This window comes from Tenacibaculum amylolyticum (assembly GCF_964511145.1).
In the GTDB taxonomy this organism is placed as follows: Bacteria; Bacteroidota; Bacteroidia; order Flavobacteriales; family Flavobacteriaceae; genus Polaribacter; species Polaribacter amylolyticum.
This window is the reverse complement of sequence record NZ_CAZEFZ010000053.1, coordinates 1-26,441: the sequence shown is the minus strand read 5'-3', so window position 1 is coordinate 26,441 and position 26,441 is coordinate 1. Positions and strand designations below refer to the sequence as shown.

At 30.0% G+C, this 26,441-nt stretch carries 33 protein-coding genes; 21 read left to right on the top strand and 12 right to left on the bottom strand.

Annotated features, from left to right (window positions below; genetic code table 11):
* The first annotated feature begins 359 nt into the window (after positions 1 to 359).
* The 3 genes from ACKTTC_RS13065 to ACKTTC_RS13055 all read left to right on the top strand — a co-directional run bounded on the left by ACKTTC_RS13065 (position 360) and on the right by ACKTTC_RS13055 (position 1,088).
* Positions 360 to 554 (top strand): hypothetical protein, encoded by a 195-nt coding sequence (locus ACKTTC_RS13065; RefSeq protein WP_408040279.1) that lies wholly within the window; start codon positions 360 to 362, stop codon positions 552 to 554.
* Between the two features lie 109 nt (positions 555 to 663).
* Entirely contained in the window at positions 664 to 894 is a 231-nt protein-coding gene (locus ACKTTC_RS13060) for a hypothetical protein (protein ID WP_408040278.1), read from the top strand.
* Positions 895 to 923: 29 nt separating this feature from the next.
* Positions 924 to 1,088 (top strand): hypothetical protein, encoded by a 165-nt coding sequence (locus ACKTTC_RS13055; protein WP_408040277.1) that lies wholly within the window; start codon positions 924 to 926, stop codon positions 1,086 to 1,088.
* Positions 1,089 to 1,136: 48 nt separating this feature from the next.
* On the opposite strand, the gene ACKTTC_RS13050 is transcribed toward ACKTTC_RS13055, so the two are convergent.
* Positions 1,137 to 1,730 carry a riboflavin synthase gene (locus ACKTTC_RS13050; protein ID WP_408040276.1) on the bottom strand — a complete coding sequence of 198 codons (594 nt, stop codon included), beginning with the start codon at positions 1,728 to 1,730 and terminating at the stop codon, positions 1,137 to 1,139.
* Positions 1,731 to 1,776: 46 nt separating this feature from the next.
* On the opposite strand from ACKTTC_RS13050, the gene pdxA reads away from it, so the two are divergent.
* The 11 genes from pdxA (at position 1,777) to ACKTTC_RS12995 (ending at position 11,251) form a co-directional block, all read left to right on the top strand.
* Complete coding sequence (gene pdxA / locus ACKTTC_RS13045) at positions 1,777 to 2,820, top strand: 4-hydroxythreonine-4-phosphate dehydrogenase PdxA (RefSeq protein ID WP_408040275.1); 1,044 nt, start codon at positions 1,777 to 1,779, stop codon at positions 2,818 to 2,820.
* A gap of 63 nt (positions 2,821 to 2,883) precedes the next feature.
* Positions 2,884 to 3,426, top strand: a complete 543-nt coding sequence (locus ACKTTC_RS13040) for a YceD family protein (protein WP_408040274.1) — start codon at positions 2,884 to 2,886, stop codon at positions 3,424 to 3,426.
* A gap of 1 nt (position 3,427) precedes the next feature.
* Complete coding sequence (gene rpmF, locus ACKTTC_RS13035) at positions 3,428 to 3,622, top strand: 50S ribosomal protein L32 (protein WP_408040273.1); 195 nt, start codon at positions 3,428 to 3,430, stop codon at positions 3,620 to 3,622.
* 132 nt (positions 3,623 to 3,754) lie between these two features.
* On the top strand, positions 3,755 to 4,750 hold the full coding sequence (locus ACKTTC_RS13030; RefSeq protein WP_408040272.1) for a beta-ketoacyl-ACP synthase III: 996 nt from the start codon (positions 3,755 to 3,757) through the stop codon (positions 4,748 to 4,750).
* A gap of 23 nt (positions 4,751 to 4,773) precedes the next feature.
* Complete coding sequence (accB, locus tag ACKTTC_RS13025) at positions 4,774 to 5,268, top strand: acetyl-CoA carboxylase biotin carboxyl carrier protein (protein ID WP_408040271.1); 495 nt, start codon at positions 4,774 to 4,776, stop codon at positions 5,266 to 5,268.
* Positions 5,269 to 5,350: 82 nt separating this feature from the next.
* Positions 5,351 to 6,688 carry an acetyl-CoA carboxylase biotin carboxylase subunit gene (accC, locus tag ACKTTC_RS13020; protein WP_408040270.1) on the top strand — a complete coding sequence of 446 codons (1,338 nt, stop codon included), beginning with the start codon at positions 5,351 to 5,353 and terminating at the stop codon, positions 6,686 to 6,688.
* A 101-nt stretch (positions 6,689 to 6,789) separates the two neighbouring features.
* A complete protein-coding gene (locus tag ACKTTC_RS13015; RefSeq protein ID WP_408040269.1) occupies positions 6,790 to 7,650 on the top strand; it encodes a DUF2911 domain-containing protein in 861 nt (286 codons plus the stop codon).
* Between the two features lie 99 nt (positions 7,651 to 7,749).
* On the top strand, positions 7,750 to 8,991 hold the full coding sequence (locus ACKTTC_RS13010; protein ID WP_408040268.1) for a 3-deoxy-D-manno-octulosonic acid transferase: 1,242 nt from the start codon (positions 7,750 to 7,752) through the stop codon (positions 8,989 to 8,991).
* A gap of 1 nt (position 8,992) precedes the next feature.
* Positions 8,993 to 9,550 carry a YeeE/YedE family protein gene (locus ACKTTC_RS13005; protein ID WP_408040267.1) on the top strand — a complete coding sequence of 186 codons (558 nt, stop codon included), beginning with the start codon at positions 8,993 to 8,995 and terminating at the stop codon, positions 9,548 to 9,550.
* Positions 9,551 to 9,552: 2 nt separating this feature from the next.
* Positions 9,553 to 9,966: a DUF6691 family protein gene (locus ACKTTC_RS13000; RefSeq protein ID WP_408040266.1), complete on the top strand. Its 414-nt coding sequence runs from the start codon at positions 9,553 to 9,555 to the stop codon at positions 9,964 to 9,966.
* A gap of 160 nt (positions 9,967 to 10,126) precedes the next feature.
* Positions 10,127 to 11,251 carry a hypothetical protein gene (locus ACKTTC_RS12995; RefSeq protein WP_408040265.1) on the top strand — a complete coding sequence of 375 codons (1,125 nt, stop codon included), beginning with the start codon at positions 10,127 to 10,129 and terminating at the stop codon, positions 11,249 to 11,251.
* A gap of 63 nt (positions 11,252 to 11,314) precedes the next feature.
* On the opposite strand, the gene ACKTTC_RS12990 is transcribed toward ACKTTC_RS12995, so the two are convergent.
* Positions 11,315 to 11,920 (bottom strand): DUF4230 domain-containing protein, encoded by a 606-nt coding sequence (locus tag ACKTTC_RS12990; protein ID WP_408040264.1) that lies wholly within the window; start codon positions 11,918 to 11,920, stop codon positions 11,315 to 11,317.
* 44 nt (positions 11,921 to 11,964) lie between these two features.
* Entirely contained in the window at positions 11,965 to 12,543 is a 579-nt protein-coding gene (locus ACKTTC_RS12985; protein ID WP_408040263.1) for a lipoprotein signal peptidase, read from the bottom strand.
* Positions 12,544 to 12,718: 175 nt separating this feature from the next.
* Between ACKTTC_RS12985 and ACKTTC_RS12980 the strand changes: the two genes are divergently transcribed.
* A complete protein-coding gene (locus ACKTTC_RS12980; RefSeq protein WP_408040262.1) occupies positions 12,719 to 12,937 on the top strand; it encodes a hypothetical protein in 219 nt (72 codons plus the stop codon).
* Positions 12,938 to 12,978: 41 nt separating this feature from the next.
* Here the strand turns inward: ACKTTC_RS12980 and ACKTTC_RS12975 are convergent, their stop codons facing one another.
* Both ACKTTC_RS12975 and ACKTTC_RS12970 read right to left on the bottom strand, forming a co-directional pair.
* On the bottom strand, positions 12,979 to 13,692 hold the full coding sequence (locus ACKTTC_RS12975; RefSeq protein WP_408040261.1) for a LytR/AlgR family response regulator transcription factor: 714 nt from the start codon (positions 13,690 to 13,692) through the stop codon (positions 12,979 to 12,981).
* 2 nt (positions 13,693 to 13,694) lie between these two features.
* A complete protein-coding gene (locus tag ACKTTC_RS12970; protein WP_408040260.1) occupies positions 13,695 to 14,672 on the bottom strand; it encodes a sensor histidine kinase in 978 nt (325 codons plus the stop codon).
* Positions 14,673 to 14,892: 220 nt separating this feature from the next.
* Between ACKTTC_RS12970 and ACKTTC_RS12965 the strand changes: the two genes are divergently transcribed.
* From ACKTTC_RS12965 to ACKTTC_RS12940, 6 genes are all read left to right on the top strand, one after another.
* Positions 14,893 to 15,108 carry a hypothetical protein gene (locus ACKTTC_RS12965; protein WP_408040259.1) on the top strand — a complete coding sequence of 72 codons (216 nt, stop codon included), beginning with the start codon at positions 14,893 to 14,895 and terminating at the stop codon, positions 15,106 to 15,108.
* A 5-nt stretch (positions 15,109 to 15,113) separates the two neighbouring features.
* A complete protein-coding gene (locus ACKTTC_RS12960; protein ID WP_408040258.1) occupies positions 15,114 to 15,977 on the top strand; it encodes an ABC transporter ATP-binding protein in 864 nt (287 codons plus the stop codon).
* 137 nt (positions 15,978 to 16,114) lie between these two features.
* Positions 16,115 to 17,662: a hypothetical protein gene (locus ACKTTC_RS12955; protein WP_408040257.1), complete on the top strand. Its 1,548-nt coding sequence runs from the start codon at positions 16,115 to 16,117 to the stop codon at positions 17,660 to 17,662.
* Between the two features lie 200 nt (positions 17,663 to 17,862).
* Positions 17,863 to 18,660: a helix-turn-helix domain-containing protein gene (locus ACKTTC_RS12950; RefSeq protein ID WP_408040256.1), complete on the top strand. Its 798-nt coding sequence runs from the start codon at positions 17,863 to 17,865 to the stop codon at positions 18,658 to 18,660.
* 86 nt (positions 18,661 to 18,746) lie between these two features.
* Positions 18,747 to 20,039 (top strand): hypothetical protein, encoded by a 1,293-nt coding sequence (locus ACKTTC_RS12945; protein WP_408040255.1) that lies wholly within the window; start codon positions 18,747 to 18,749, stop codon positions 20,037 to 20,039.
* A gap of 4 nt (positions 20,040 to 20,043) precedes the next feature.
* On the top strand, positions 20,044 to 20,463 hold the full coding sequence (locus ACKTTC_RS12940) for a thiol-disulfide oxidoreductase DCC family protein (protein WP_408040254.1): 420 nt from the start codon (positions 20,044 to 20,046) through the stop codon (positions 20,461 to 20,463).
* 236 nt (positions 20,464 to 20,699) lie between these two features.
* Here the strand turns inward: ACKTTC_RS12940 and ACKTTC_RS12935 are convergent, their stop codons facing one another.
* From ACKTTC_RS12935 to ACKTTC_RS12905, 7 genes are all read right to left on the bottom strand, one after another.
* Complete coding sequence (locus ACKTTC_RS12935; RefSeq protein WP_408040253.1) at positions 20,700 to 22,595, bottom strand: M61 family metallopeptidase; 1,896 nt, start codon at positions 22,593 to 22,595, stop codon at positions 20,700 to 20,702.
* A gap of 135 nt (positions 22,596 to 22,730) precedes the next feature.
* Entirely contained in the window at positions 22,731 to 23,012 is a 282-nt protein-coding gene (locus tag ACKTTC_RS12930; protein WP_408040252.1) for a hypothetical protein, read from the bottom strand.
* Between the two features lie 95 nt (positions 23,013 to 23,107).
* A complete protein-coding gene (locus ACKTTC_RS12925; RefSeq protein ID WP_408040251.1) occupies positions 23,108 to 23,491 on the bottom strand; it encodes a hypothetical protein in 384 nt (127 codons plus the stop codon).
* Positions 23,492 to 23,576: 85 nt separating this feature from the next.
* Positions 23,577 to 24,206 carry a hypothetical protein gene (locus ACKTTC_RS12920; RefSeq protein ID WP_408040250.1) on the bottom strand — a complete coding sequence of 210 codons (630 nt, stop codon included), beginning with the start codon at positions 24,204 to 24,206 and terminating at the stop codon, positions 23,577 to 23,579.
* Positions 24,207 to 24,382: 176 nt separating this feature from the next.
* Positions 24,383 to 24,703 carry a hypothetical protein gene (locus tag ACKTTC_RS12915; protein ID WP_408040249.1) on the bottom strand — a complete coding sequence of 107 codons (321 nt, stop codon included), beginning with the start codon at positions 24,701 to 24,703 and terminating at the stop codon, positions 24,383 to 24,385.
* Between the two features lie 228 nt (positions 24,704 to 24,931).
* On the bottom strand, positions 24,932 to 25,456 hold the full coding sequence (locus ACKTTC_RS12910) for a hypothetical protein (protein WP_408040248.1): 525 nt from the start codon (positions 25,454 to 25,456) through the stop codon (positions 24,932 to 24,934).
* A gap of 6 nt (positions 25,457 to 25,462) precedes the next feature.
* Positions 25,463 to 26,441: RHS repeat domain-containing protein (locus ACKTTC_RS12905; RefSeq protein ID WP_408040247.1), on the bottom strand; the 979-nt coding region annotated here is incomplete at its 5' end.

Genomic DNA, 26,441 nt, shown 5'->3' with positions numbered 1-26,441 from the left:
AAGGTTTGTAACAATTTTATATCTCAAAGCTAAGGAAAAAAAGGGGTAAAAAAAAGGGTAAGAATACTTGTTAAAGAATTTTGGGTAGAATAATTAAATCTAACAAAAAAGGCTAAAAACAGAAAATTAAGAAACGCTACAAAACCCCATAAAACCTAAGGAAAAGACACCTTTTTGTTTAAGGATTACACAAAAAAATGAAAAATGAAACAAAACCAAAATAATGTAAAAATCACCCGTTTTGGGTGAAGTATTACTCATAATCAATTTTTAAATTTAAAAAAGAGAATAAGAGTACACTATCTGCTACTCTTTTGTTTTCTACAAAAAAACTAACCTCAATTAAAATTTTAATTAAAATGAAAAAATCAATTCTAGAACTTGGTAAAGTAATACACAAAAAAGAGCAAAGGCTAATCAAAGGACAATTCTTAAATGACGGAGATAGTTATGGTGTTTGTACGAGAAGATTTAGTTTAGACTGCGGTGTTCCAGATCATCTATGCTGTAATTATAAATGCGTATTAATTACACATCCTGCATGCCAAGGTTAGTTAATAAAAAACTCACTAAAGCAATAGTTTAGTACTCATACAATACAGACATAAACCTTGAATGTCTTTAAACTCTCAAGGAATTAACCAAAATTAAAGTTTAATTATTATGAAAAAATCAATTTTAAACCTCGGAACTGCTTTAACAAGAACTACTCAAAAAAACATCAAAGGTGGACAAGTATTTAATGGACCATGTTTTGAATGGTGCGCTGACCCTGAAATACAACAATTGTTTTGGAAACCTCTTTACTGTAGTTGTAACACTGGAGGATCAGGAGGTTCTGGTGGATCAGGAGGTTCTGGTGGATCTGGCGGAGGAGCAACAGATTGGGTATAATTATTAATGAAATTTAAACTCTCATTAGTATGAAAACAGCAATCTTAAATTTAGGTAAAAGCCTAAATAAAAAAGAACAAAAAACAATTAATGGAGGAACTAACTGTCAAATCTGTTATGCAAATAATGCAGGACTATATAATCCTAGCGATCCATATTGCGACGGTTGTCCATTACCAGTTCCTCACGAATAACAAATAACACTTCTAATAAGGTGAGCCATCTTTACAGAGGCTCACTTTTTATTTATTTGTAAACTCAGTAAGTCTAGCAACATACTTTCCAATCACATCAAACTCTAAATTAACCTTGGTTCCTACTTCTATATTTTTAAAAGTAGTATGTGCTAATGTATATGGAATAATGGCTACGCTAAATTCATTTTTCTTCGAGTTCACTACTGTTAAACTTACTCCATTTACAGTAATAGAACCTTTTTCAATAGTAATGTTGTTATTTTTAGAGTGATATTCAAAAGTAAATACTGTACTTCCATCTTCATCCTTAATATTTTCACAAACACCTGTTTCATCTACATGACCTTGTACAATATGTCCATCTAATCGATCACCAAGCTTCATTGCTCTTTCAAGGTTTACCTCATCTCCTACTTTTAAATCACCTATGTTCGACTTTTCTAATGTCTCTTTTATAGCAGTAACTACATAAGTATCTTCTATAATTTCAACTACTGTTAAACAAACACCATTATGCGCAACACTCTGATCTATCTTTAATTCACTTGTAAGATCACTTTTTACAGTGATATGAACATTCTCTTGTTCAGTTTCTAGCTGAGTTACACTACCAATAGTTTCTATGATTCCTGTAAACATATCGTAAATTTAGTTACTTTTGTTAGCATCAAAAATACGACATCATATGCCTAATACGGAAAAATCGAATAAAATTATTGTAGGTATTTCAATTGGAGATATTAACGGAATTGGTCTTGAAGTAATTTTAAAAACTTTTCAGGATAAAAGAATGTTTGATTTTTGCACACCAGTGTTGTTTGGCTCTAACAAAGTAGTTTCTTTTCATAAAAAAAACCTGAATTTAAATACCAGTATTCATGGTATTCAATCTTTAGAAAAAGTTGTTCATAATAAAATGAACTTATTAAACATTTGGAAAGAAGAAGTCAAAATCGATTTAGGAAAAGCAACTCCTGATGGAGGGAAATACGCATTAAAGTCATTATCTAGTGCCTTAGAAGCATTAAAGAATAATCAAATAGATGTTTTATTAACGGCACCTATAAATAAAGAGAATATTCAATCTAAAGAATTTGACTTCCCAGGGCATACCGAATATCTAGAAGATAACCTAGAAGGAGAAAGTTTAATGATTTTAATGACTGACGAATTAAGAATGGGACTTATTACTGGTCATATTCCAATTTCAAAAGTTGCTGAAACAATCACTCCAGAACTCATTACTAAAAAAGTGGAGATAATGGAGCATTCATTAAAACAAGACTTTAATATTAGTAAACCTAAAATTGCTGTTCTAGGACTAAATCCTCATTGCGGAGATAAAGGTGTCATTGGTAAAGAAGATGATGAAATTGTAAGGCCTACTATTGCCAAAATAAAAGAATCTGGAAAAATGGTTTTTGGTCCATATGCCGCTGATGGTTTTTTTGGTTCAGAAACTTACAAACAATTTGATGGCGTATTAGCCATGTATCACGATCAAGGTTTAGCGCCTTTTAAAGCTTTGTCTTTTGGTAATGGTGTTAACTTTACTGCTGGGCTTAATAAAATAAGGACTTCACCAGATCATGGAACAGGCTTTGACATAGCTGGTAAGAATAAAGCAAACACAACTTCTTTTGAAGAAGCACTCTTTACTTCTTTAAAAGTTTTTAGAAACAGAAATGAATATATTGAGTTAGAGTCAAATAGATTAAAAATAAAATAGTTTTTTTATATTCCGTATTACAAAACATTTTATTATATTTGCGCGCTCAATTTGATATTGTAAATGAAAGGTTTAAAAGAATATACTATTCCTTTTGTAGGTTTAAAAGAAGGAACCCACAAATTTCAGTACCAAATTAACAATACGTTCTTTGAAGAATTTCAGTACGCAGAATTCAATAAAACTGATATACAAGTTGATATTGACTTCATAAAAAAGAGTACACTTTTAGAATTGTTGTTTACTATTAAAGGAACTGTAACTATTCCTTGTGATGTAACTAATGAGTTATACGATCAGGAAATTTCAGGAGACTTTAAGTTAATTGTTAAGTTTGGTCCTGAGTTTAACGACGAGAATGATGAAATTTTAGTACTCCCATATGAAGAGTATCAAGTAAATGTTGCTCAATATATATATGAATTAGTAGTACTATCTATTCCTACCAAAAGAGTACATCCAGATGTATTAAATGGTACAATGGAATCTGAAACTTTAAAGAAGTTAAAAGAATTAGAGATAAATAAAGAGAAACCAGTTGAAGAAGAATCAACTGACCCAAGATGGGATAAATTAAAAGATTTACTAACAGGAAAAAACGAGTAAAATGGCACATCCTAAGAGAAAAATATCAAAAACTAGAAGAGATAAAAGAAGAACTCACTATAAAGCTACTGTACCACAAATAGCTGTTGATCCTACTACTGGTGAAGCTCATTTATACCACAGAGCTCACTGGCACGAAGGTAAATTATACTATCGTGGACAAGTAGTTATTGATACTACAGAAGCTGAAGCTTAAAAAATATACAACCTTTTTTACTAGGGTTTATCTTATAGAACGCCGAAAACGAATGTTTTTGGCGTTTTTTTAGCGACAAAGTGAAAAAAAAATCATTACTTTTGGAAACTAAATTTACTATTCGTAACAAGCATGAATAAAATAACTGCAGCAATTACGGCGGTTGGAAAGTACGTCCCAGACTATGTTTTAACCAACAAAGAACTGGAAACAATGGTAGAAACCAACGATGAGTGGATTACTACTAGAACTGGAATTAAAGAAAGACGAATTTTAAAAGAAGAGGGCGCTGGAACTTCTTATATGGCAATTAAAGCTGCTGAAGACTTAATTGCTAAAAACAATATAAATCCTGAAGAAATTGATGCAGTAATTGTAGCTACTGCAACACCTGATATGTTGGTTGCTGCTACAGCTGTTTATGTAGCTACAGAAATTGGAGCTACAAACGCTTTTGCATACGATTTACAAGCTGCCTGTTCAAGCTTTTTATATGGAATGTCTACTGTTTCTAGTTATATAGAATCTGGTAGATATAAAAAAGTACTATTAATTGGTGCTGATAAAATGTCTTCTATAATAGATTATACAGACAGAGCTACTTGTATCATTTTTGGAGATGGTGCAGGAGCCGTTTTATTTGAACCAAATACTGAAGGCTTAGGTTTTCAAGATGAACATTTAAGAAGTGACGGTGTTGGAAGAGAGTTCTTGAAAATAGATGCAGGAGGTTCTATTTTACCACCTTCAGAAGAAACTATTAAAAACAGAAAACACTACGTACATCAAGAAGGAAGAACTGTATTTAAATTTGCAGTTTCTAACATGGCAGATGTAGCTGAAAAAGTGTTAGTAAAAAATAATCTAACCAAAGAAACAGTAGATTGGTTAGTACCACACCAAGCAAATAAAAGAATTATTGAAGCAACTGCTAATCGTATAGGATTAGATGATGAAAAAGTAATGATGAACATACATAGATATGGAAACACTACTTCTGCTACATTACCTCTTTTATTAGCAGACTATGAAAAAGAACTTAAAAAAGGAGATAATTTAATTTTTGCGGCCTTTGGAGGTGGCTTCACATGGGGAGCAATTTACCTTACATGGGCATATACTAAGTAGACATTCAACTAAAATTATAAACAATGGACATTAAAGAAATCCAAAATCTTATTAAGTTCGTAGCAAAATCTGGTGCTAGTGAAGTAAAATTAGAAATGGATGATGTAAAGATTACTATCAAAACTGCATCTGACACACCAGAAACGCAAATTATTCAAGCAGCGCCTATAGCAGCTGCACCACAAGTTGTTGCGGCACCAGCTCCAGTAGCACCTGCACAACCAGCAGCAGCTCCTGCTACTCCAGCAGCGCCTGCAGCTACTGAAGACGATTCTAAATATCTTACTATAAAGTCTCCAATCATTGGAACATTCTATCGTAAACCATCTCCAGACAAACCTGCTTTTGTAGAAGTTGGTTCTGAAGTAAAAGCTGGTGATACAGTTTGTGTGATTGAGGCAATGAAACTTTTCAACGAAATTGAATCTGAAATTTCTGGAAAGATTGTAAAAGTATTAGTAGATGATTCAACTCCAGTTGAATTCGATCAACCATTATTCTTAGTTGACCCATCATAAAGTTAGCAGTTAGAAATTAGACATTTCTTTCTAATTTGTAACACTAATTAGCTAATTTTTTTAATTAACTAATTCGATAAAGATGTTTAAAAAAATATTAATTGCCAATAGAGGTGAAATTGCACTTCGTGTAATTCGTACCTGTAAAGAAATGGGTATTAAAACAGTAGCTGTTTACTCTAAGGCAGACGCAGATAGTTTACATGTAAAGTTTGCAGACGAAGCAGTTTGTATTGGACCAGCACCAAGTAATGAATCTTATTTAAAAATGGATCGCATTATTGCTGCTGCAGAAATTACAAATGCAGATGCAATTCACCCAGGATACGGTTTCTTATCAGAAAACGCTAAATTTTCAAAATTATGTGAAGAGCACGATATTAAATTTATCGGTGCTTCTGCAGAAATGATTTCGAAAATGGGAGATAAAGCAACTGCAAAAGCAACAATGATTGCTGCAGGTGTACCTTGTATTCCTGGATCTGAAGGAATTTTAGATTCTTACGAAGAAGCAGAGAAAATCGCAACAGATATGGGATTCCCTGTAATGTTAAAAGCTACCGCTGGTGGTGGTGGAAAAGGAATGCGTGCTGTATGGAAAGTTGAAGATTTAAAACCAGCTTGGGATTCTGCTCGTATGGAAGCAAAAGCTTCTTTCGGAAACGATGGAATGTACATGGAAAAACTTATCGAAGAACCTAGACATATTGAAATTCAAATTGTTGGAGATTCTTTTGGTAAGGCATGTCACTTATCTGAAAGAGACTGTTCTGTACAACGTCGTCACCAAAAATTAACAGAAGAAACTCCTTCTCCATTCATGACTGATGAGTTAAGAGAAGCAATGGGAGAAGCTGCAGTAAAAGCTGCTGAGTTTATTAAATATGAAGGAGCTGGTACTGTAGAGTTTTTAGTAGACAAGCACCGTAATTTCTACTTCATGGAGATGAATACTCGTATTCAAGTAGAGCATCCAATTACAGAAGAAGTAGTAGATTATGACTTAATTCGTGAGCAAATTTTAGTAGCAGCTGGAGTGCCAATTTCTGGTAAAAACTATACGCCACAATTACACTCTATTGAATGTAGAATTAATGCAGAAGATCCTCATAATGGATTCAGACCTGCACCAGGTAGAATTACTTCATATCATGCACCAGGTGGACATGGTGTTCGTGTAGATACACATGCATATGCAGGTTATATGATTCCACCAAACTACGACTCTATGATCGCTAAATTAATTGTAACTGCACAAACACGTGAAGAAGCAATTAACAAAATGAAGCGTGCTTTAGATGAGTATGTAATCGAAGGTATTAAAACAACAATTCCTTTCCACAGACAATTAATGGATCATCCAGATTATGTTGCTGGTAATTATACCACAAAATTCATGGAAGATTTTGAAATAAAATAATTCATAAAGGCTGTCTCTTTTTAGACAGTCTTTTTTTATGATATTTTTTGTAATGCTTAACAAAATATGCGTCTATAGAAATACAACTAAAGACAATTCTTATGAAAACTTATATCAGTTTACTTCTAATAGCATTTTCTATAGGACATAGCATTGCCCAAATAGAACAACCTAGCCTAAGTCCTAGAATTACTACACAACAAAAAGTAGGGCTTGCAACCATTACATTAACTTATGGACAGCCAAGTGTAAAAGGGAGAAAAATTTTCGGTTCGCTAATTCCTTATGGGAGACTATGGAGAACTGGAGCTAATGCTTCAACTAAAATTACAACAGACAAAGAAATTAAAATTGCTAATCATACTGTTCCAGCAGGAACTTACGGTTTCTATTCTATTCCCAATGAAAAAGAATGGACTATTATTTTTCATAAAAACAGTAAGCTTTGGGGAAGTGCTGGCTATAAAAAAGAAAACGATTTGATTCGCTTTAAAGTTCCGGCTATAAAAACAAAGGATACTAGAGAAACTTTTTATTTAGGATTTCAAGATTTTACTGTAGATGGAGCAACGCTTATTATTTTATGGGAAAATACGGAAGTTAACATTCCTGTAACCGTGAATTCAGATCGTATTATTGAAAATCAAATTGCTTCAAAAATTACAAATGCAACACAACCTGTAAAAGCTCAAACATACTTTGATGCTGCTCAGTACTATTATCAGAAAAACAAAAATCTGGATACTGCTTTCACATGGTTTACCAAAGCGGAAGAGTTACGACCAAAGGCTTTTTGGTATACGTATTATAAAGCTGAATTAGCCTTAAAACTAAATAAAAAGGCAATTGCTAAACAAGGAGCTGAAAAATGTCTTAAAGCTGCTAAAAATAGTCCTAGTACCGATTATGGATATATTGCTAAATGCTCTTTACTTTTAAAGAAAGTTAATGCAACAAAATAAGATTTAAAATATGTAATTCTGTATTTACATATGCTATAATTAAAAAGGTAAACTCTATAATTTATGAGTTTACCTTTTTTAATTTTATATTTTTACCTCATGAATTTTATTTACAATATTCTTGTTCATATTGCATACGGAATTATTCATTTTTTAAGTCTTTTCAATCAGAAATTACAATTATTTATAAAAGGACGTAAAGAGACTTTTAAAAAGCTTTCTGTTATACAATCTACAGATAAAACCATATGGATACATACGGCTTCTTTAGGTGAATTTGAACAAGGTAGACCAATTATTGAAAGTTTAAAAAACACCTACCCTACTCATAAAATTATTGTTACTTTTTTCTCTCCATCGGGTTATGAAATACGAAAAAATTATGCTTTAGCAGATGTTATTTGCTACTTGCCTTTCGATACGAAAAAAAACATGCAAAATTTTGTTCGTGCTATACAACCTGAATTGGCCATTATTGTGAAATATGAGTTCTGGCCTAATCTACTTAGCCAATTAAAAAAAGAAGGCATTAAAACCATTTTAGTCTCTGGTATTTTTAGAGAAAAGCAACTCTTTTTCAAACCGTATGGAAAATGGATGCGAAGTTTTTTAACAGCTTTTGATCATCTCTTTGTACAAAACGAAAATTCAAAAAAACTTTTAAATACTATAAATTACAACAATGTAACCGTTAGTGGAGATACTCGATTTGACAGAGTATACGAAATTCTACAACAGGATAATACATTAGATTTTATAAATGAATTTAAATATAACACTTATACTGTAGTTGCCGGTAGTACTTGGAAAGAAGGTGAAGAACTTCTTGTAAATTACATTAATGAACACGCATCTGAAAACGAAAAATTTATCATTGCTCCACATACTATAAATTCAAAAAAAATAAATGAGCTACGCAATAGTATTCTTAAAAAAACAATACTGTATTCGGAAAGGAACCAAGTAGACCTTAAAGAATATCAGGTTTTTATTATTGATACAATTGGCTTACTTACAAAAGTATATTCCTATGCAAATGCTGCTTACGTAGGCGGTGGTTTGTTAACAGGCTTGCATAATATTTTAGAACCCGCTACTTTTGGCATTCCAGTGGTATTTGGAGGAAATAATTACACCAAGTTTCAAGAAGCAAATGATTTAATTCGTTTAAAAGGAAGTAAAGCGATTACAAATCAACATGAATTTAATAGCATTTTTACAACGCTAAAACAAGATGTAAACGTAAGAACTACAATGGGAAAAACTTGTGGAGATTATGTAAAAAATAATACTGGAGCAACACAACTAATTCTGAATTATATTAATAACCTATTCCAATAATATGGAGATTATTTTACAACCTTGGCCATGGTATGTATCTGGCCCTTTAATTGCACTCATCCTTTTTCTGTTTTTCTACTTCGGAAAAAACTTTGGTGTTTCTACAAATTTAGAAACCATGTGCACGATGGCAGGAGCTGGTAAAGTTTCTGATTATTTTAAAAAAGACTGGAAAGAACGCGACTGGGCGTTATTTTTCTTAGTTGGTTTAATTATAGGTGGATTTATTGCTGCGAATTTTCTATCTACTTCTTCGGAAATTTTACTAAGCCCAGAAACAGTTCAAAACTTAGGAGAACTTGGTTTTAAAAATATTGGGAAAACCTATGTTCCAGAAGAGATTTTCAGTATTGAAAATATGTTAACTATAAAAGGCTTTGCTATTTTACTTGTAGCAGGTATTTTTATTGGTTTTGGAACTCGTTATGCAGGTGGTTGTACTTCTGGACATGCCATTACGGGTTTAAGTAGTTTACAGTTTCCTTCTTTATTAGCTGTTATTGGCTTTTTTGTTGGAGGATTAATTATGACTTGGTTTTTACTGCCTTTAATTTTTTAAGTATGAAAAATATTCGATTTTTAATTATAGGGATTGTCTTTGGAATTATTTTAACCAAATCGCAAGCAATTTCGTGGTATCGCATTTATGAGATGTTTAAATTTCAATCGTTTCATATGTACGGTATTATTGGTAGTACTGTTGTGGTTTCTATTCCTTTAATACTATTGTTTAAAAAAGGTATTTTAAAGGACTATTTAGGCAACAAAATAAATATTAAGGAAAAGAAAAAAGGATATATAAGAACCTTAGTTGGAGGTGCCTTTTTTGGTTTAGGTTGGGCCTTAGCTGGTGCTTGTCCTGCTCCTATTTTTGTTTTAATAGGAAATGGTATCTTTTCTATACTTATTGTTTTGTTAGGAGCTGTTTTAGGTGCTTTTATATATGGGATTTTGAGTAAAAAACTACCTCATTAAGAACCTACACACTAACATTTTTTTTCTAATATGAATTCGTTACTTACGAATTTGAAACGAAAATTGAATTCTTTTTTTCTGTAAAAAAATAGATGAATATTTGATGATATAAGCAGAGATCTCTTTATAAATCAAACCATAAATTCATTTACTTTTTATTATGAAAAAAACATTTTATCTCTTAGGCATATTTCTCATTTCGCTTATAACATCATGTACAGGAAATGAAGAAAATATTATAAATGATGCAGAAAAATTAAGTCAACCAGCAAATAAAACAGCTTCAAAATTTGCTAGTAAAGGCGAAGTGTTAGAATTTAAAAGCTTTGAAGATTTCGAAAACACTATAGAAAAACTATATCTAGAAATAGAAGCTTATGACGATGCTTTTTTAAAAAAATATGGTCATTTAAGTGAAGACGAATTAGATGATGTAGAAGACGAACTAAATTACAACGATTTTCAACCTGTAGTTGATTATGAAAAACAACAAAACTTTAGATCTTTAAGAGCCATTATTGCAGAAAAAGAATCTAAATGGTTAGAAGAACAAGAAGGAAGAGAGTTTTTAGATGAAAAAACTGATCCTGATAATCATTTTGTTGTTGATGATGTTGAGCGTGCTTTATTAAACGAGCATTCAGAAGTTAAAATTGGAGATGATTTTTATAAGTATTATGAGTGGGGATTAGTAAAAACTAAAAGCTATGAAAGCTTAGTACGATCTAGATTACTTAGTAGACAAAATAGTACAGTACCAGTTTTAACCGATTTAGATTTTATAGTAATATATAATGATCCTTTTGGTGGTGGTTCAGGATCAGGAACTGGTTCGGGAACAGGATCAGGTTCTAGTACCACTATTGGTTGTAAAAAAACCATTACTAGAGAGCATCGTTATACAAATGGACATAACGGAAGAAGAAGTATAAAGGTAAAACATAAAGTAAGACTTAATCAGTTTGCAGGAGCTCCTAAAATTGTTACCATTGTAAAAGGTTATAAAAAGAGAAGAAGAAAATGGAGAAAAAGAAGAACGCCAATCGGAATTCAATTCAACGGAAAATGTTTAGAGAATTGTGATCAAGAGCTTATGGTTTCAAAATACAAATCTGTAAGAAGAAGAAGAAGCAGAAGAGCAAAAATTACAGGTGGAGACTGGTGGAATACAGGTGCTGGAACTCTAAAATTCGGAATAATTAATCAAGGAATTAAAGTTAAAGCGACACAATATAGCTGGAGCATATCTAAAGACTTATACGATAATTCTCATATGAGTAACTAACGTCAGTTTTCCCGACATCTATTTGAAGCATACAATTCTAATAATTGTATGCTTTTCTTTTTCTTAGTCTAAGAACAATATTTTATTAATAGCGTTGCTTGAATTTGTATGATCTACAACTTCCCAATTATAAATTTTAGATAATTGATATATTTTAGATAACTCCTCAAACAAGCGTGTTTTTGCTTCTTCTTTCTGCTCTGTAAACGTAATGGTTTCTTTTATGCGCTCTATTGCTTTTTCATTTAAAGCATTTAGCTCTTCGTTAGAAAAGGTATTGAGTTTGCTTTGTTGTAAATCGAAGTATTTTATATCTGGCGAAATTACAATTTCTTCTTCTGGAATTTTATTAATAATAATCTGTTTTGCTACACTATCTATTTGAATATCTATCTTCGATAAATCGTATCCAACCTCAACTTTTGCATTTACTGAAAGAATTGCTTTTTTTTCAAATTGAATATAATCGAAGAAGTACTTTTTAGTATCAGAAAAACTATACATTTCAGCATAATTCCCTTCAGAAACTACTAGCTTACTCAAATTATTAATTTCATTCACAAGTACTTTAATTTCTTCTTTTTGATAGATAGCTTCCTTTCTATCATACCAAAATTTGGCAATTAAAAAACCTAATAAAAAAGCACCGATGTATTTTAAAAGTCGCATGATTTTTTATTTGAAAGGTACTAAAAAAGAAAAGTCTAAAGAAATTATTCTTCTTTCTTTGGAAAAGCTTGTTTGTGGTAAATAAATAATAAAGCCACTCCAATAGTTATCCAACTATCTGCTCCATTAAAAATAGCATTAAAAAATGTAAAGCTTTCTCCTTTGTACAAAGGAAAATATAGCATATCTACCACTTTTCCATAAAACAACTCACCATACGGTTGGTCTGAAAATAATGTAGCTACTCCTCTTCCTGGAGGTGTATTGAAGATAACTCCGTAAAAAACAGAATCAATGATATTCCCTACAGCTCCTGCTAGTATTAAAGAAATTGCAATAACTACTCCATTATGTACTTTACTTTTTATGGTTTGAATTAACCAATAAATAATTCCGGAAATAGCTACAAGTCTAAAAAGCGTTAAGAACAACTTTCCTCCTCTACCGCCAAATTCAAATCCCCAAGCCATTCCATTATTTTCTGTAAAATGGATAATGAACCAGTTTGGAAATACAACGACTTCTTCTCCTAAGAAAAAGTGTGTTTTTACATAGATTTTAGTGATTTGATCTATTAATATTGCTAATACTACGGTAAGGATAGCGATGGACTTCTTAGACATTTTTTAAATTTAATAGCGACAAAAATAAGAATATTCTACTGAATTATAAGTGCTTTACAATTACTATTATAAAAGCTCCATTCGTAAACTATAACGCTACATTCAGCAAGTTCCTTATTTTTCTTTCTAAAGAAAATTTTAATTTCCATGATAAGAATCTATAAATACTTAAAAAATGTTTAAAAACATCTTAAATCTAGAAGGAGTTCAAGAAATTAGTAAAGAAGCTTTAGGTAAAATTAATGGTAAAGGAAATGACATTATTTACTATTGTATTACCGCAAGCGGACATGGAGCTTATGTTGATACAGATATTTCTGGTGGGAATATTAATTGCTATCCTGTAGCAGAAGTATCACCTGTAGATAAATCATCTTCTACTCCTGTTGCATAACAATGTTTTAGTATATATCAAATGAATAAATTTGATATATACTATTCTATTCGTTTAATTAATTCTTTTCTGTAAGATTTTCCAACTGGTAATACAGCATCGTTATTCAACTTTACTTGATTTCCATCTATCAGTTTTAAGTGATTAAAGTTAATTGCATACGATTTGTGAATTCTTAAAAAGTTATCTGGTAGTTTTGTGATGAATTCTGTTAATGTTTGTGGCGTTAAAATCATACTATCCGTATAGATTTTTATATAATTTCCATAAGCCTCAATATAGTTTATCTCTTCAAAATTCAGCTTTATAATTTTCTTATCGCTTTTAATAAATAAAGAGGTAACTTCTTTTTCTGGAGTAACTACTATTTGTGTAGCTGTTTCCATAGGAACCGTTTTTAGTTTTTGCTGTACTTTTAAAACTGCTTGTAAAAAACGTTCTAACGAAAAAGGTTTTAATAAATAATCTGTTACCGCAAGTTCAAATCCTTCTATAGCATATTCTGGATACGCAGTTGTAATAATCACCTCAGGTTTTTTAGCTAGCGATTTTAACAAACTAATTCCTGAAAACTTGGGCATATTAATATCCAAAAACAGTAAGTCTATTTGCTCTTTTTGCAACACTTCCATTACCTCAAAAGCATTTTTACACATAGCAACCACTTCTAAATAAGGAATATCTTTACTATAATTCTCTATTATTTGACGTGCAATAGGTTCATCGTCTGCAATTAAACATTTTATCTTTTCCATCTTTATATTGAAAGTTTTAAATCTACAGAGAAAACACCATTTGTTTTTTCAATCTCTAAACAATGTGCATCTGGATAAATCAAATGTAATCTCTTTTTTGCGTTTACCAATCCTATACCACTCTTCCCTTTTTCTAAATTTGCTTCCTTCTCTCCATATATATCAAAAGAATTCTCACATCTAAACGCTACTTCATTTTCTGAAATATCCATTGTAATATTTACTCTACTTTTTTCACCATCTGACGTTCCTAAATGTTTAAATGCGTTTTCAACAAAAACAATTAACAACATTGGTGCAATCTCTTTATCTACCAATTGTCCTGTAATTGTAAAATTAATTTCTGCTTGTTCTTCTAATCGTATTTTCTCTAGCGAAACATAATTTTCTAAATAACTTATTTCTTTCTTCAGAGATACAAAAGCTTCCCTTGTTTCATATAAACTATATCGTAGTAAATCTGATAACTTTAGCATTAGGTTAGGTAACTTATCTGATTTAATTACAGACAATCCGTATAAATTATTTAGTGTATTGAATAAAAAATGTGGATTCAATTGTCCTTTCAACAATTTTAACTCTGCTTCTTTTACTTCCTGTCTTCTTTTAAAACTATCTCGTGCAATTCGTATTGCCATTCCAAAAATCATTGCCAATAAAACAAATCCAAAAAGATTTAAAAACATCTTTAAACTCAGCGATTGCTCTATAGCTTGACTAATAAGATAAACTGGTATTAATGTGAATAATATTCCATTGAGTATAAACAATATGAAAAAGATGATTTTCTTTTTTTGAAAGAATGGTAAAATAACATAATTGGTTACGTAAACTGTAGGCATTAAAAACAAGATTGCATACAATGCAGTTGCCATTCTATTTTCTGATTGGATTCCTCCTATTAAAATGATAAAAAGAACTGCCCATACAAATATGTTTTGCACTAATTTATTATCTACCCAAGTATCGAATTTAGACATATTGTTTTATTAAGTATAGTTACCACAAACTTAGCTATTAACTCTAAAAAAGGCATTTTTTAATGATGAAAGATATCTTTTTTAATCTGAATGTTTCTATTACCATGATTATCGTACAAACTACCCTATATCATTTTTAAACTTCCGTTCATCATTCTTCTTTTTTAAAAATGTTTTTTCATAAGACTTTTGAAGTGTTCATTTTAAAAATCAAATCATTATGGAAGCTTTTAAATTAATCTTTACAGTTTTTTTATATGCCGTGAGTGCTTTGTGTAATACGGAAGATGTTACAGAAGTACACGAACATTCTTACACAAAAGAAATAGCAGTTTCTACCATAAACACTGTATTAGAAAAAAGTGTCGTAAAAGAATATAACACTGTTTCTAAACAACAAATTATTGAAAATAATATTACTAACATAAAACAATAATAGTCATGAAACTCGATATACAAAACGTATCTAAAAAGTACAGCGCAACTAAATATGGCTTGAAAGATTTTTCGATGCAAATTGACAAGGGAATTTTAGGCTTATTAGGTCCAAACGGAGCAGGAAAATCTACTTTATTAAGAATGATTGCTACGGTTAGTAAACCTACAAACGGCACAATTATTTTAAACAAAAACAATATTGTTAAAGATCCAAATTACATGCGCAAGCAAGTTGGTTTCTTACCACAAGATTTTGGTGTGTACCCTAATTTAAATGCTTTTGAGTTTTTAAAATATATGGCTGCAATGAAAGGCGTAGGAGGAAAAAACTTAACTACTAAAATAACACAGCTTTTAGAAGGATTAAATTTACTAGACGCCGCTCACAAGCCTATTGGAAGTTATTCTGGTGGAATGAAACAACGTGTAGGAATAGCACAAGCATTATTAAACGATCCTAAAGTGCTGATTTTTGACGAACCTACTGTTGGTTTAGATCCTGAAGAACGTATTCGTTTTAGAGATCTTATTCATCAATTAGCAAACGATGCTATTGTTATACTTTCTTCTCACATTGTTTCTGATATAGATACCATTGCTGATAAAGTTGCCATTATGAAAAAAGGAGAATTGTTAGCCTATGGAAATCAAGAAACACTTATAAACAGTGTAAAAGATAAAGTTTATGAAACCACCATTGACAGAGATTTATTACACGAGTTTAAACAAAAACATATGGTTGTTCACTCGCTAATAAAAGGAGGTAAAACTATAGTTCGATTTATTAGTGAACATGCAATGGAAGGAGCAAGCTTGCAAAACCCAACTTTAGAAGACGCTTATTTATTTACAACTAAAACATCTTAATCATGAAAACATCAAGTAAAAAAAATTTACAAATCATACTATTTTTTGTAATCGCAATTATAGCATTAACCTTTCTAGTTATTTCTTCAGACACGATTCACTTTGGGGTATACGACGCTCATTAAAATATTTTCATCATGAACATTTTTTCTCTTATAAAATATAGTTACTTACAACGTGTACGAAATTATAATTTCTTAATTACACTATGTGCTAGTTTAGCTGTTGCGTACACTTTTGTACCTGCACCAGATGCAAATTATTCTACCATACGAATTGCAGATTATGTTGGACAGTACAACTCTGCTTGGTTTGGATATGTTACTGCTGTTATGAGTAGTTTGTTTTTATCCTTAGTTGGTTTTTATCTTATTAACGGAGGTATTAAAACAGATACACAAACTAAAGTAGGACAAATTATTGCTACTACTAAAGTTACAAATAGTACTTATTTAGTATCGAAAGTAATTAGTGGGTTTTTAATTTTACTAACCATTCTTGGTATTGTATTTATCATGAGTATTGCGCTCTTTTTCTTATACAATGAGAATTTTCCTTTCGAAGTTTTTCAGTTTATAAAGCCTTATATAATAATTACTATTCCAACCTTATTTTTTATAGCAGTTTTAGCTGTTGTTTTTGAAGTCTTTTTCAGAAAATATACCGTGCTACAAAACATTGGCTTCTTCTTCTTATTTTCTTTTTTAATGTTGTCTTCTAGAACTAACCAAGAGCAGTTCTCTTTTGATGTATTAGGAACTCAAATTGTAATGCAACACATGGAAACACAAGTTAGAGAAATCACCAAAGGAGATCAAATAAAAGAATTATCTATAGGTTATATTATAGGCAACAACAGTCCTTCTAAGAAGTTTTCTTTTAATGGTATGGAATTTCCTTCTTTATTTTTAATCAGCAGATTACTTTGGATAGGTTTTGGCTTTGTCTTAATTTTTATAAGTGCACATTTTTTTCATAGGTTTTCTTTACAAGGAAAAACAGTTCAAAAAGTACAAAAAGCGGCTATTCTTTCAGAAGTAACAGCTAAAGAAATGCATCTTTCTGGCTTAGCAAAACTAACCACAAACTTTTCTATAATTCCGTTACTTACAACAGAATTGCTATTACTAATTAGAAAAGGAAAAAAATGGTTATGGATTGTAAATGCAATTGGAATGTTTTTATTAGCATTACTTCCTCTAGATATTGCCCATCAATTTGTATTACCTATATTATGGTTTTTACAAGTAAGTCGATTATCTAATTTAACTACAAAAGAGTTTACGAATAAAGTACATTATTTTGCTTTTGCTTCTTATAAACCTATACAACGATTATTAGTTGCTCAATTAGCAGCCAGTGTTATGTTACTTTTATTTTTAGCGATTCCTTTGGTTGTTCGAGTTGCCATTATTTCAAATTTTACAGCTTTACTTTCTATTATTTTAGGCGGAATTTTCTTAGTGTTTTTAGCAGCCTCTTTTGGAATTATTACTGGAGGTAAAAAGTTATTTGAAGTTGTGTTTTTTATGATTACTTATATGAATATTAACAGGGTTCCTTTTACAGATTATTTTGGTGCTTTATCGCAAAGTAACCTTCTCTCTATAAAATTAGCAATTGGTACTATTGTGCTTGGTAGTATTGTTTTTAGCATTCGCAAATATCAATTAAAAACATCTTAAGTTTCAATAAAAATACAGCTAGCACGTTTTACTTAGTATTGTATTATCACGAAAGTCTTTTTAGATTGAAGTAATCTTACTTTTATTGAACAGATTGCCATAAAAAATTCTATTAGATGTCGTTTTTTTCGCAGTGACATCTTATTTTACAGGCTTTTAGATGATAAAATTATATCGAGTTTACGTTATATTAGTATTTCATGAAAATAAGAGCTATAAAACCCAATAACGTTTTAGAAAAATACATTGATTTTTACTACGAATTAGCTTTACATAATGACCAATATTATGCGTATCCATCTGCAAACAATGTTGTCTGTATTTTTAACAAAGCAGCTACGAGTTATGTAGATGATGAAATTAAAATTAATGCATGTACTAACGCTTCAAACACGTTTATGGTACTTAATAAGTTTACAACTCCTTTATTTGTAAACAATCAGGGATATGTAAAGGAGTTTGTGATCATATTTAAACCTTATGGATTAGCTCAATTTACAAATACTTGTAACGACTCCTTATTTTTTGAACTTACTGAGTTTAATGATTTTCTTAGCAACAATAGTTGTTTTTTTGAAAGGTCTGAAAACGAAAAAGTTGATTTAATTGAAACTTATTTACTTACCAAGCTCAATGAAAAAGAAGGTTTAGATATTGTAATGCATAGTATTTCGCTAATGAAAAATGATCAATTAAGTTTACAGGACATTGCTACCGCATGTAATTGTAGTTATAAAAAATTATACCGCCTTTTTGTAACGCATTGCGGTACTTCTCCCATTGTAATTAGAAAAAACAATCGGTTTAGAAATGCTTTAGAAAAAATTAAAAACCAAGATGAAGGCAGTAAACTTTCAGATGTTGCTTTCGATTTAGGTTATTACGATCAGGCTTTTTTTAATAAAATGTTTAAAGATAAAACAGGAAATAATCCAAAACAGTTTTTTAAAGATGTAAGTATTCTATCTAAAAAAGATATTTACTTCAAAAAAAAATAAAGCTGCATTAATGTCCATTTAATACAATTATTTTACAAATAGTAAATGTAGTTTTGAGTTTATTACAAATTTATAAGCCACTTACTATGAGTACTATTCTACCCAAAACGGATACATGGTCTGTATTTGAGAAAATATCGTTTCGTTTTTTCTTCACTTATTTTATCTTATTCATTTTTCTAAATAACAATGGAGCTTTCCCTTTTTACGGATATGTAAACCATATCTTCAATTTAGGTTTATATGAAATTATTCCATGGATTGGCGAACATATTTTAGGAATTACTTATGAAATTAGAGTGGGACCAAATGGAAGTGGTGATACCACTTATGATTATCTTTTGATTTTCACATTATTTGTAATAGCCATTATTACAGCAATTATTTGGTCTGTTATAGATAGAAAAGCGAAAAGTTATGTGAAGATGTATTATTGGCTCACTTTAATTGTGCGTTTTTATGTAGGACTTATGCTAATTAATTATGGATTGGTTAAAGTAATTCAGGTTCAATTTTCTGCGCCAACAATGTATAGACTTACACAAGCTTATGGAGATTCTTCTCCTATGGGATTGGCTTGGACTTTTTTAGGTTTTTCTAAAGGTTATAATTTATTTATGGGAATTGCAGAAGTAGCCGCTGTGTTATTGTTGTTTAGAAGAACTTTAACCTTTGGTTTAATTATTACGTTAATGACTACTGCCAATGTTATGGCTGTAAATTATTTTTATGATGTTCCTGTAAAAATTCTATCAACGCATTTGGTAATTATGACTGCTTTTTTATTAGCGCATAGTTTTAAAACCTTATGGCAATTCTTCTTTTTTAGAAAACCAATAGCTTTAACTGATATTTATAAACCTGCGTTGAAAAGTATTGTAAGCAAGGTATTTCTGGTTATAAAAGCCTTAGTACTTGTATATGTATTAGGTTTTGGGTTTTACGAGACATTAAGTTCTAGAGATATGTATTATGGTGAAGCTTCTAAAAGTCCTTTAAAAGGCTTTTATGAAGTAGAAGAGTTTAAATTAAATGATTCTATTATTTCTTGTCCTTCTAAAGAAAAGAAGTTGTGGAAATATTTAATGATTGATGGAAAGCAATATGCTCAAATAAAGCCTGCCGATAGCAAAACACAATGGTATAAATTAGATGTAGATTCTGTAAAAAAATCTTTGGTTTTAAAAAGTTATAGAGATACTTTAGAGGTCTATAATTTAACGTACATGGAAGGTGACAGCACTGATTTTTATTTAAAAGGAACGGTGAAGTTAGATACCTTAGCTATTAAATTGCAAAGAACTAAAAATTATAAAGAAAAGTTTTTGCTAACAAATAGAGGCTTTCACTGGATTAATGAACGTCCGTATAACAGATAAATAAATGTCACTTAATATCCCCAAAAACAAACATATTGTTTTCTTTGATGGCGTTTGCAATTTATGCAATAGCTCTGTTCAGTATATCATAAAAAACGATCCTAAAAATCAATTTTTATTTGCGCCATTGCAAGGAGAAACGGCTGTAATAATTCGTGATTATTTTAATGTGGACTTTCAGGAAGTAGACAGTATTTTTTTGTTTACTCCTGAAGAAAAAGTTTTTACAAAAGCAAAGGCTGCTTTAACAATTGCTTCTAAATTAAGAATGCCTATTCGTTTGTTAAGCGTTTTTCTAATTGTTCCGTCTTTTATAAGCGATAAGGTATACGATTTTATTGCTAAAAACAGGTATAAATGGTTTGGTGCTAAAGAAGCTTGTTACATTCCAACTCCAGAGTTAAATGCAAAGTTTTTAAAATAATTTGATAATAGGTTATTAAAAATAAATGTTGATCCTAATGGATCAACATTTATTTTTATATACAAAAAGAGTGTCTAAAAAGCATTTTCAAATGTTATTCTGAAGTTATTTTAGCATCTCACATAACAGATTATTTCTTTTAATGAGAAACTGAAACAAATTCAGTTTGACGAATACTTACTTTATAGACACTCTTTTTATTAGAGTTTGCTTATGTACAAGCGTAATTAAATTGTTTACCCTTTAATCCACGCATTAAATAACTCTTTTTGTTTTTGAGTTTTGTTAGGAATATGTTGTAAACTTTTTCCGTTTGTATACGATTGTGTTAAGGTAGTTTTAATTACTATTTCCTTTCCGTTTCTATCTAACTTTACTTCTACTTCCTTACCTGGTTGCCATGCAAACATTCCTCCAAAAATTTGGTTTGCTGTTGCTAAAGAAACTGCTGCTCCGTTAACTTCTTTAATAACATCTCCTGGTAATACTCCATTTTCTACCCAAAAACTATTGTTTTTAACACCATCGTTAAAATGAATTGTTCCTTTAGCTCTATCTGGAGCAAAAATGAAAGTTCCATCATTTTGAATGTAGTTTGTTTTCACTTTCGCTTCAGTAATCTTAAGTCCTACTTTTTCAAAAAATGTATTGTAATCTATTGGTGTATTTCCTTCTACGTGCTTTTTTAAGAATTCTCCTACAGATGGATAAGTCATTTCAGTAATTTCTGCAATTAACGTATCGTCGTTAAATGGTTTGTTTTTACCATATTTATTCGATAATTCTTTCATTAACGATAAAATCCCTCTAGTACCATTACTTTCTTCACGCATTAAAATATCAATTGCCATTCCAATTAAAGCTCCTTTTTGATATACGTTTAAGTACTGATCGTGGTATTCATCTTCAAGAATGTTTTCACTCATTTTTGTAAAACTCATAGTGTCGTTCATTTTACTCGCACTATTTATTTTATCCATAATCTTACTAAAGAATTCTTCCTCTTTCACTAAATCTTTACTGATTTGGAATAAGGTTGCAAAGTATTCTGTTACTCCTTCATACATCCATAAATGTTTTGAGAATGTTGGATCGTTATAATCGAAGTAATGTACATCTTCAGAATGTACACTTAATGGAGTTACAATATGGAAAAACTCATGAGAAACAACATCAATCATTGTTTGCGCTAATTGCTCATCAGACATTGATTCTGGTAAAACTACTACTGTAGAAGTATGATGCTCTAAGGCTCCAAAACCTTTAGGAGAAGTTTCTGTATTATCTGCTAAATACAGATAAATATCGTAACGAGCAGTACTATTAATGCTTCCCAAGTAAGCTTTTTGAGCTTGCATCATTTTCTCCATGGTAGCTTTAATTTTTTCTGCTGAATGTTTTTTGTTTGGAGAATATACACTTAATACAATTTTAATATCACCTACTTTAAATTCTTGCACATCTAATTCTCCATAAAACATAGGATTGTCTGTAATATCGAAATAACGAGGTGCATAATAGTTAGACGTTAATACTTTTCCGTCTTCGCTTGTTTCTTTTGATACTTCTTCTAATGCTGAAGTTCTTACAAAATTTGAAGGAGCAATTACTTCTAATTTGTATTGGTTGTTTTTTAAAGAGTCGAAGTACCCTATAAAACCATGTAAGTTTAATACATAGTTCGTATCTTCAATATTGGTTCCTGATGGTGAAAAAGGAACTTCTCCTCCAATTCCTCCAACTTTTTCCATATCGAATGTATCGTTTACCAAATAGGTAATTTTATCTAAGGCTTTTCCGTTATTTATTTCCCATGTATTTGTATCTACTTTTGTTACTTCTAACGGATTTCCATTATAATCTAACGCTTTAAAATCGTCTACATATTTACCAAAATCACTTACAGAATAAGTTCCTTGTACTACTTTTGGTAATCTATACGTTACTTTTTCAACTGTAAACCTTCCTGGATTTATAGTTACAGGTACTTTATCGTTTTGTACATTGGTTAGGTTTAAAGAAGTTGCTATTGGATTTTGAGTTGCCAAATCATTCTTTTTCAAAGATTTTGAAGAGCTACAACTTGCCAACATCAATCCCGTTAAAGTTGTTGCTAAAAAAACGTTTCTCATGTTATATTAAATTACAAATAGGAGTTAAAGGTACAATGTGAACCTATAACTTATAATGAGTTTAACAGAGTTTTATGAAAACATAGCGGAATTAGTGATTTTATTGCAACTTACTGGTTTTAACAATGTAAAAAACTAATAAATAATCAATAATTTACTGTAGTAAAAGTAAAAAATAGTAATTCCAAATATTCCTAAATAAAGTATAAATCGAAATAAAAAAGCTTTATTTTTCTTTTTAAAAAATAGAGTTAATTCATACATCATAAAGAACAACTCCATTATTAATAAACTAACCCATAACTTATTATTCCAAGCATCTAAATTAATAATAGTTATTAATGCTAAAAAAGATATAATAGTTATCAGAATAAATTTCTTCCAATTATCATTCATCTTCATTGGTAACTTTTTCATAGCTTTATGGTTGTTTAATTATTGTGTATTTTATTTAGTTAAAAGAGATAACATGGCACTAATTAGAGCTAAAATTTATCACGAAATTAGCTTTCTTATTTATTACTCAAAATCAGTTCATCATTTCCTTTTATAGCAATTGAATACCTAAACTCATCATTAATCATATCAAAATGAAACTCATAGTTGTTTCTATCATTTCTATTAGTTTTAAAATGTCCAAATGATTTTACTAAAGTGTCATTGTAATATATTTTCCAATCATTTTCTCCATAAGCATTAGGTATTTCTCTATAAGATTTACCATTAAAAACGACTACATTCTTAAATTTACTATCATCACTAAATACTTTTAACTCTAATCTAATCTTTTCCAAATTAATTCCTTCTCCTGTTTTTATGTCTAATTTATTAACTGTCTTACATGAATAGAAACATAATACAACAATCAATAAACTCAAATACTTTTTATTTTTCATAATATATCATATAACTCCAAAATCAGTAGTTAAAAAAGGTTCTAACTACTGACTTTTAATATAATTTACTACATTATCTTATTTTTCATAAACTCTTTAAAATGTATTCGGTAATAAAAAGGGAATCATCAATTAAAATTAGTTTTTGATTTTTAACTTTTACAAGATAGCTTTTACTAGCAAAGTTTAATCTGAATTTCTTTTTCTTATTTAACAAATAATATTTTAGATTTTTATATTCTATCCCATTTTGATAAAAATCAAGAGTTTTATCATCTTTAAATATAATTTTCATATCCGAGGTTGTCTTTTCTCCTGATAGTGTTCTAAAATCTTCTTCGCCATCAATAATAATTTTTTCGACTTCCCATGTTCCTTTTAAAAGCTGGGAAAATTCATTTTTAGACTGCGTCATACAACTAGTTGAGATAAACAACGTAAGTATAATTAACTTGAATTTCATATTAATCTTGTGTTTCTGAATTTTGATGTGATTTCCTGTATAATCTGTTCTAATATTTTCTACAACCTTTCTCAGTTTTATCCCTGATACATCATAGGTATAATAATCTATATTTTTTCCTTCTTCTTTTTTCAGACCAATTCCAAATCCTATCAAAAAAGAAGATAAAGAATCATAAGATTCACTATTAGTTAAAAACACTCCTCTTCTCAACTTAAGCTGGTTAATAATTTCTTCTAGTTTATATTTCATAATATTCGGACGAACGATACTCTTCTACCTACCAACAACTTAGGAAAGTGTCTGAATTTATTTCTTTAAACTCTATTAGGTAATTCTCAAATTCACTATTCATAACTAACTTTATTAAGAACCCTAAAATACCACTTTCTACAAAAACAAAAAGATGCACCTAAGTACATCTTCTTTTATTTAATAATATCATTCATACTAGTAACTACTCCTTTTCCAACAGTGCAATTCTCTTCTAAATCTATTATCTTAAAACTTCTTTTATTTAAGTAATTGATTTCTTCAACTCCATAATAACTTTTAAAATTGACTAATCTTAGTTTTGTAGAAGAAAGAGTTTTTTGATTAGCTTTATGTAATTCTAAAACACCATCTATCTTAACTGATTCATACTTTTTAGTTTTATTAAAAACTAATTCATAAATCATATCATTTCTTAGTTTTCTACCTGAATGAATTTGAATTTTTGTAGCTAATATTGAATTATACTCTTCCATTTTTTCAAATACCAATTTAGGACACAAAGCAGAAATAAATCTATCTTTTATAAGCCCTAACAAAACTTTAATAGTTCTATGAATATAATATACCGCCCTTATAGAGCGGTATATATATCATAATTAATTGAATTACAGTATTCATTCCTTGATAAAAATCAAAAGCTCCATTTTGATACATTACCTCCAATGATTTGTCAGTTGGATGCTTTTAGATTGAAGTATAAGTTATTTTATAGTAATTTTTAATTCTCCCATGTAACCTGTTTTATTTTCATTTTCATAAAACTTTAAAATAGCTTCATCATTTACATGATAAGCTCTACCAGAAGTTACCGATAAACTATTTACTATTCTACCGTTAAAATCAATCCAAATTGACTCCTTATAACTAGTTGAATACTTTTTATCTTCATCTTTATAACTAATTCTTAAGATTCTCTTATTGGACTCAACAACATCATAAGGTAATAAATTTAAAATACCGAATGATTTTTTAACTTTAAATTTATCTATCCAAATATTGACATCTTGTTTTATGAAATTTTTAAAACTTTCATTTCCTTCAAGATAAATCATACCAGATGGGACCATACCAATAAAATTAGAATTCTCTTTTGATTTTTCAATAGATGAGGATGGGTAATGATAATAATTAATGAATTGACCATGATTGGTTAATGTTACAGTAGCTAAATAATACACTAAAGCTAGAATAACGAATCCTATTAAAATTTTAATTAATTTATTCATTTTCATTTATCGGTTTGTTGGTTTCAATTTTTTATCTACATCTTTTCCTTTATTGCTTCTTTCAATTTCAGCTTGTTTTGTAGTAGGAAAATAATTCTTAGACCTTACATTATAACTCCTACCTCTTCTAGAAATTGTTCTTGAACTATATTCACCATTTTTTAATCCTCCTGCATCTAAACCTTTTTGGCAAGTATGTGTACAATTACTATTAAGCGTGCTGAAAGGCTTTTGTACTTCTTCACTTGAAGCGCTTATAATAGCTTTATCTTGCTCTGCTGTCGTTTCTATTTCAAAACCTTCTGTAAATCTTTGGCGAATATTACCATCACTATCTCTTTCGGAATTTTTAAACCCTTCTCCATCATCGTAATCTTCTTTAAATGTATTATATTCAGAGTTAGCAAAATCTTCAACTGTATCAAAAGTTTTAATAGTAAACTGGTCATTTACCAACTCTCCTTCTGAATTGGTATAACTTCCATCTTTATCTTTTGAAATAAATACCCATCCATTTTTATCATCTCCCACCAAAATAGCTTGATGTCCAGAAGTATGATTTTTTCTCGGTTCTTTTCCATAAGATAAGATTATTATATCTTCTGGTTTCATACCATCTGGGTCAGTAAATCTTAATGGATTATTAAATGCATAGTTATAAGGACTATGTCTTCTCATCTCTTCAGTTTTTGGATCTAAATTCATCCATCTTCCTAGTGATGCATCGTAATTTCTAGCTCCGAAATCATACCATTCTAAACCTAACTCTTCGTTTAATTCCTTTCCATTATATCCAAATTTCTGAGCAACACTATTTCCTAATGAGTTCGTGATATTATTATACCCTTTATGTTTGAGACCAAAGGGATAGTAGTTTTTCTCCTCAATGATTTCTGTACTTGGTGTAATAATTCCATCATTGTTTGCATCTGTATAGGAGAGTCTAACATTACCTAAGTGGTCTCTATTTATGCGATTTTTTTTA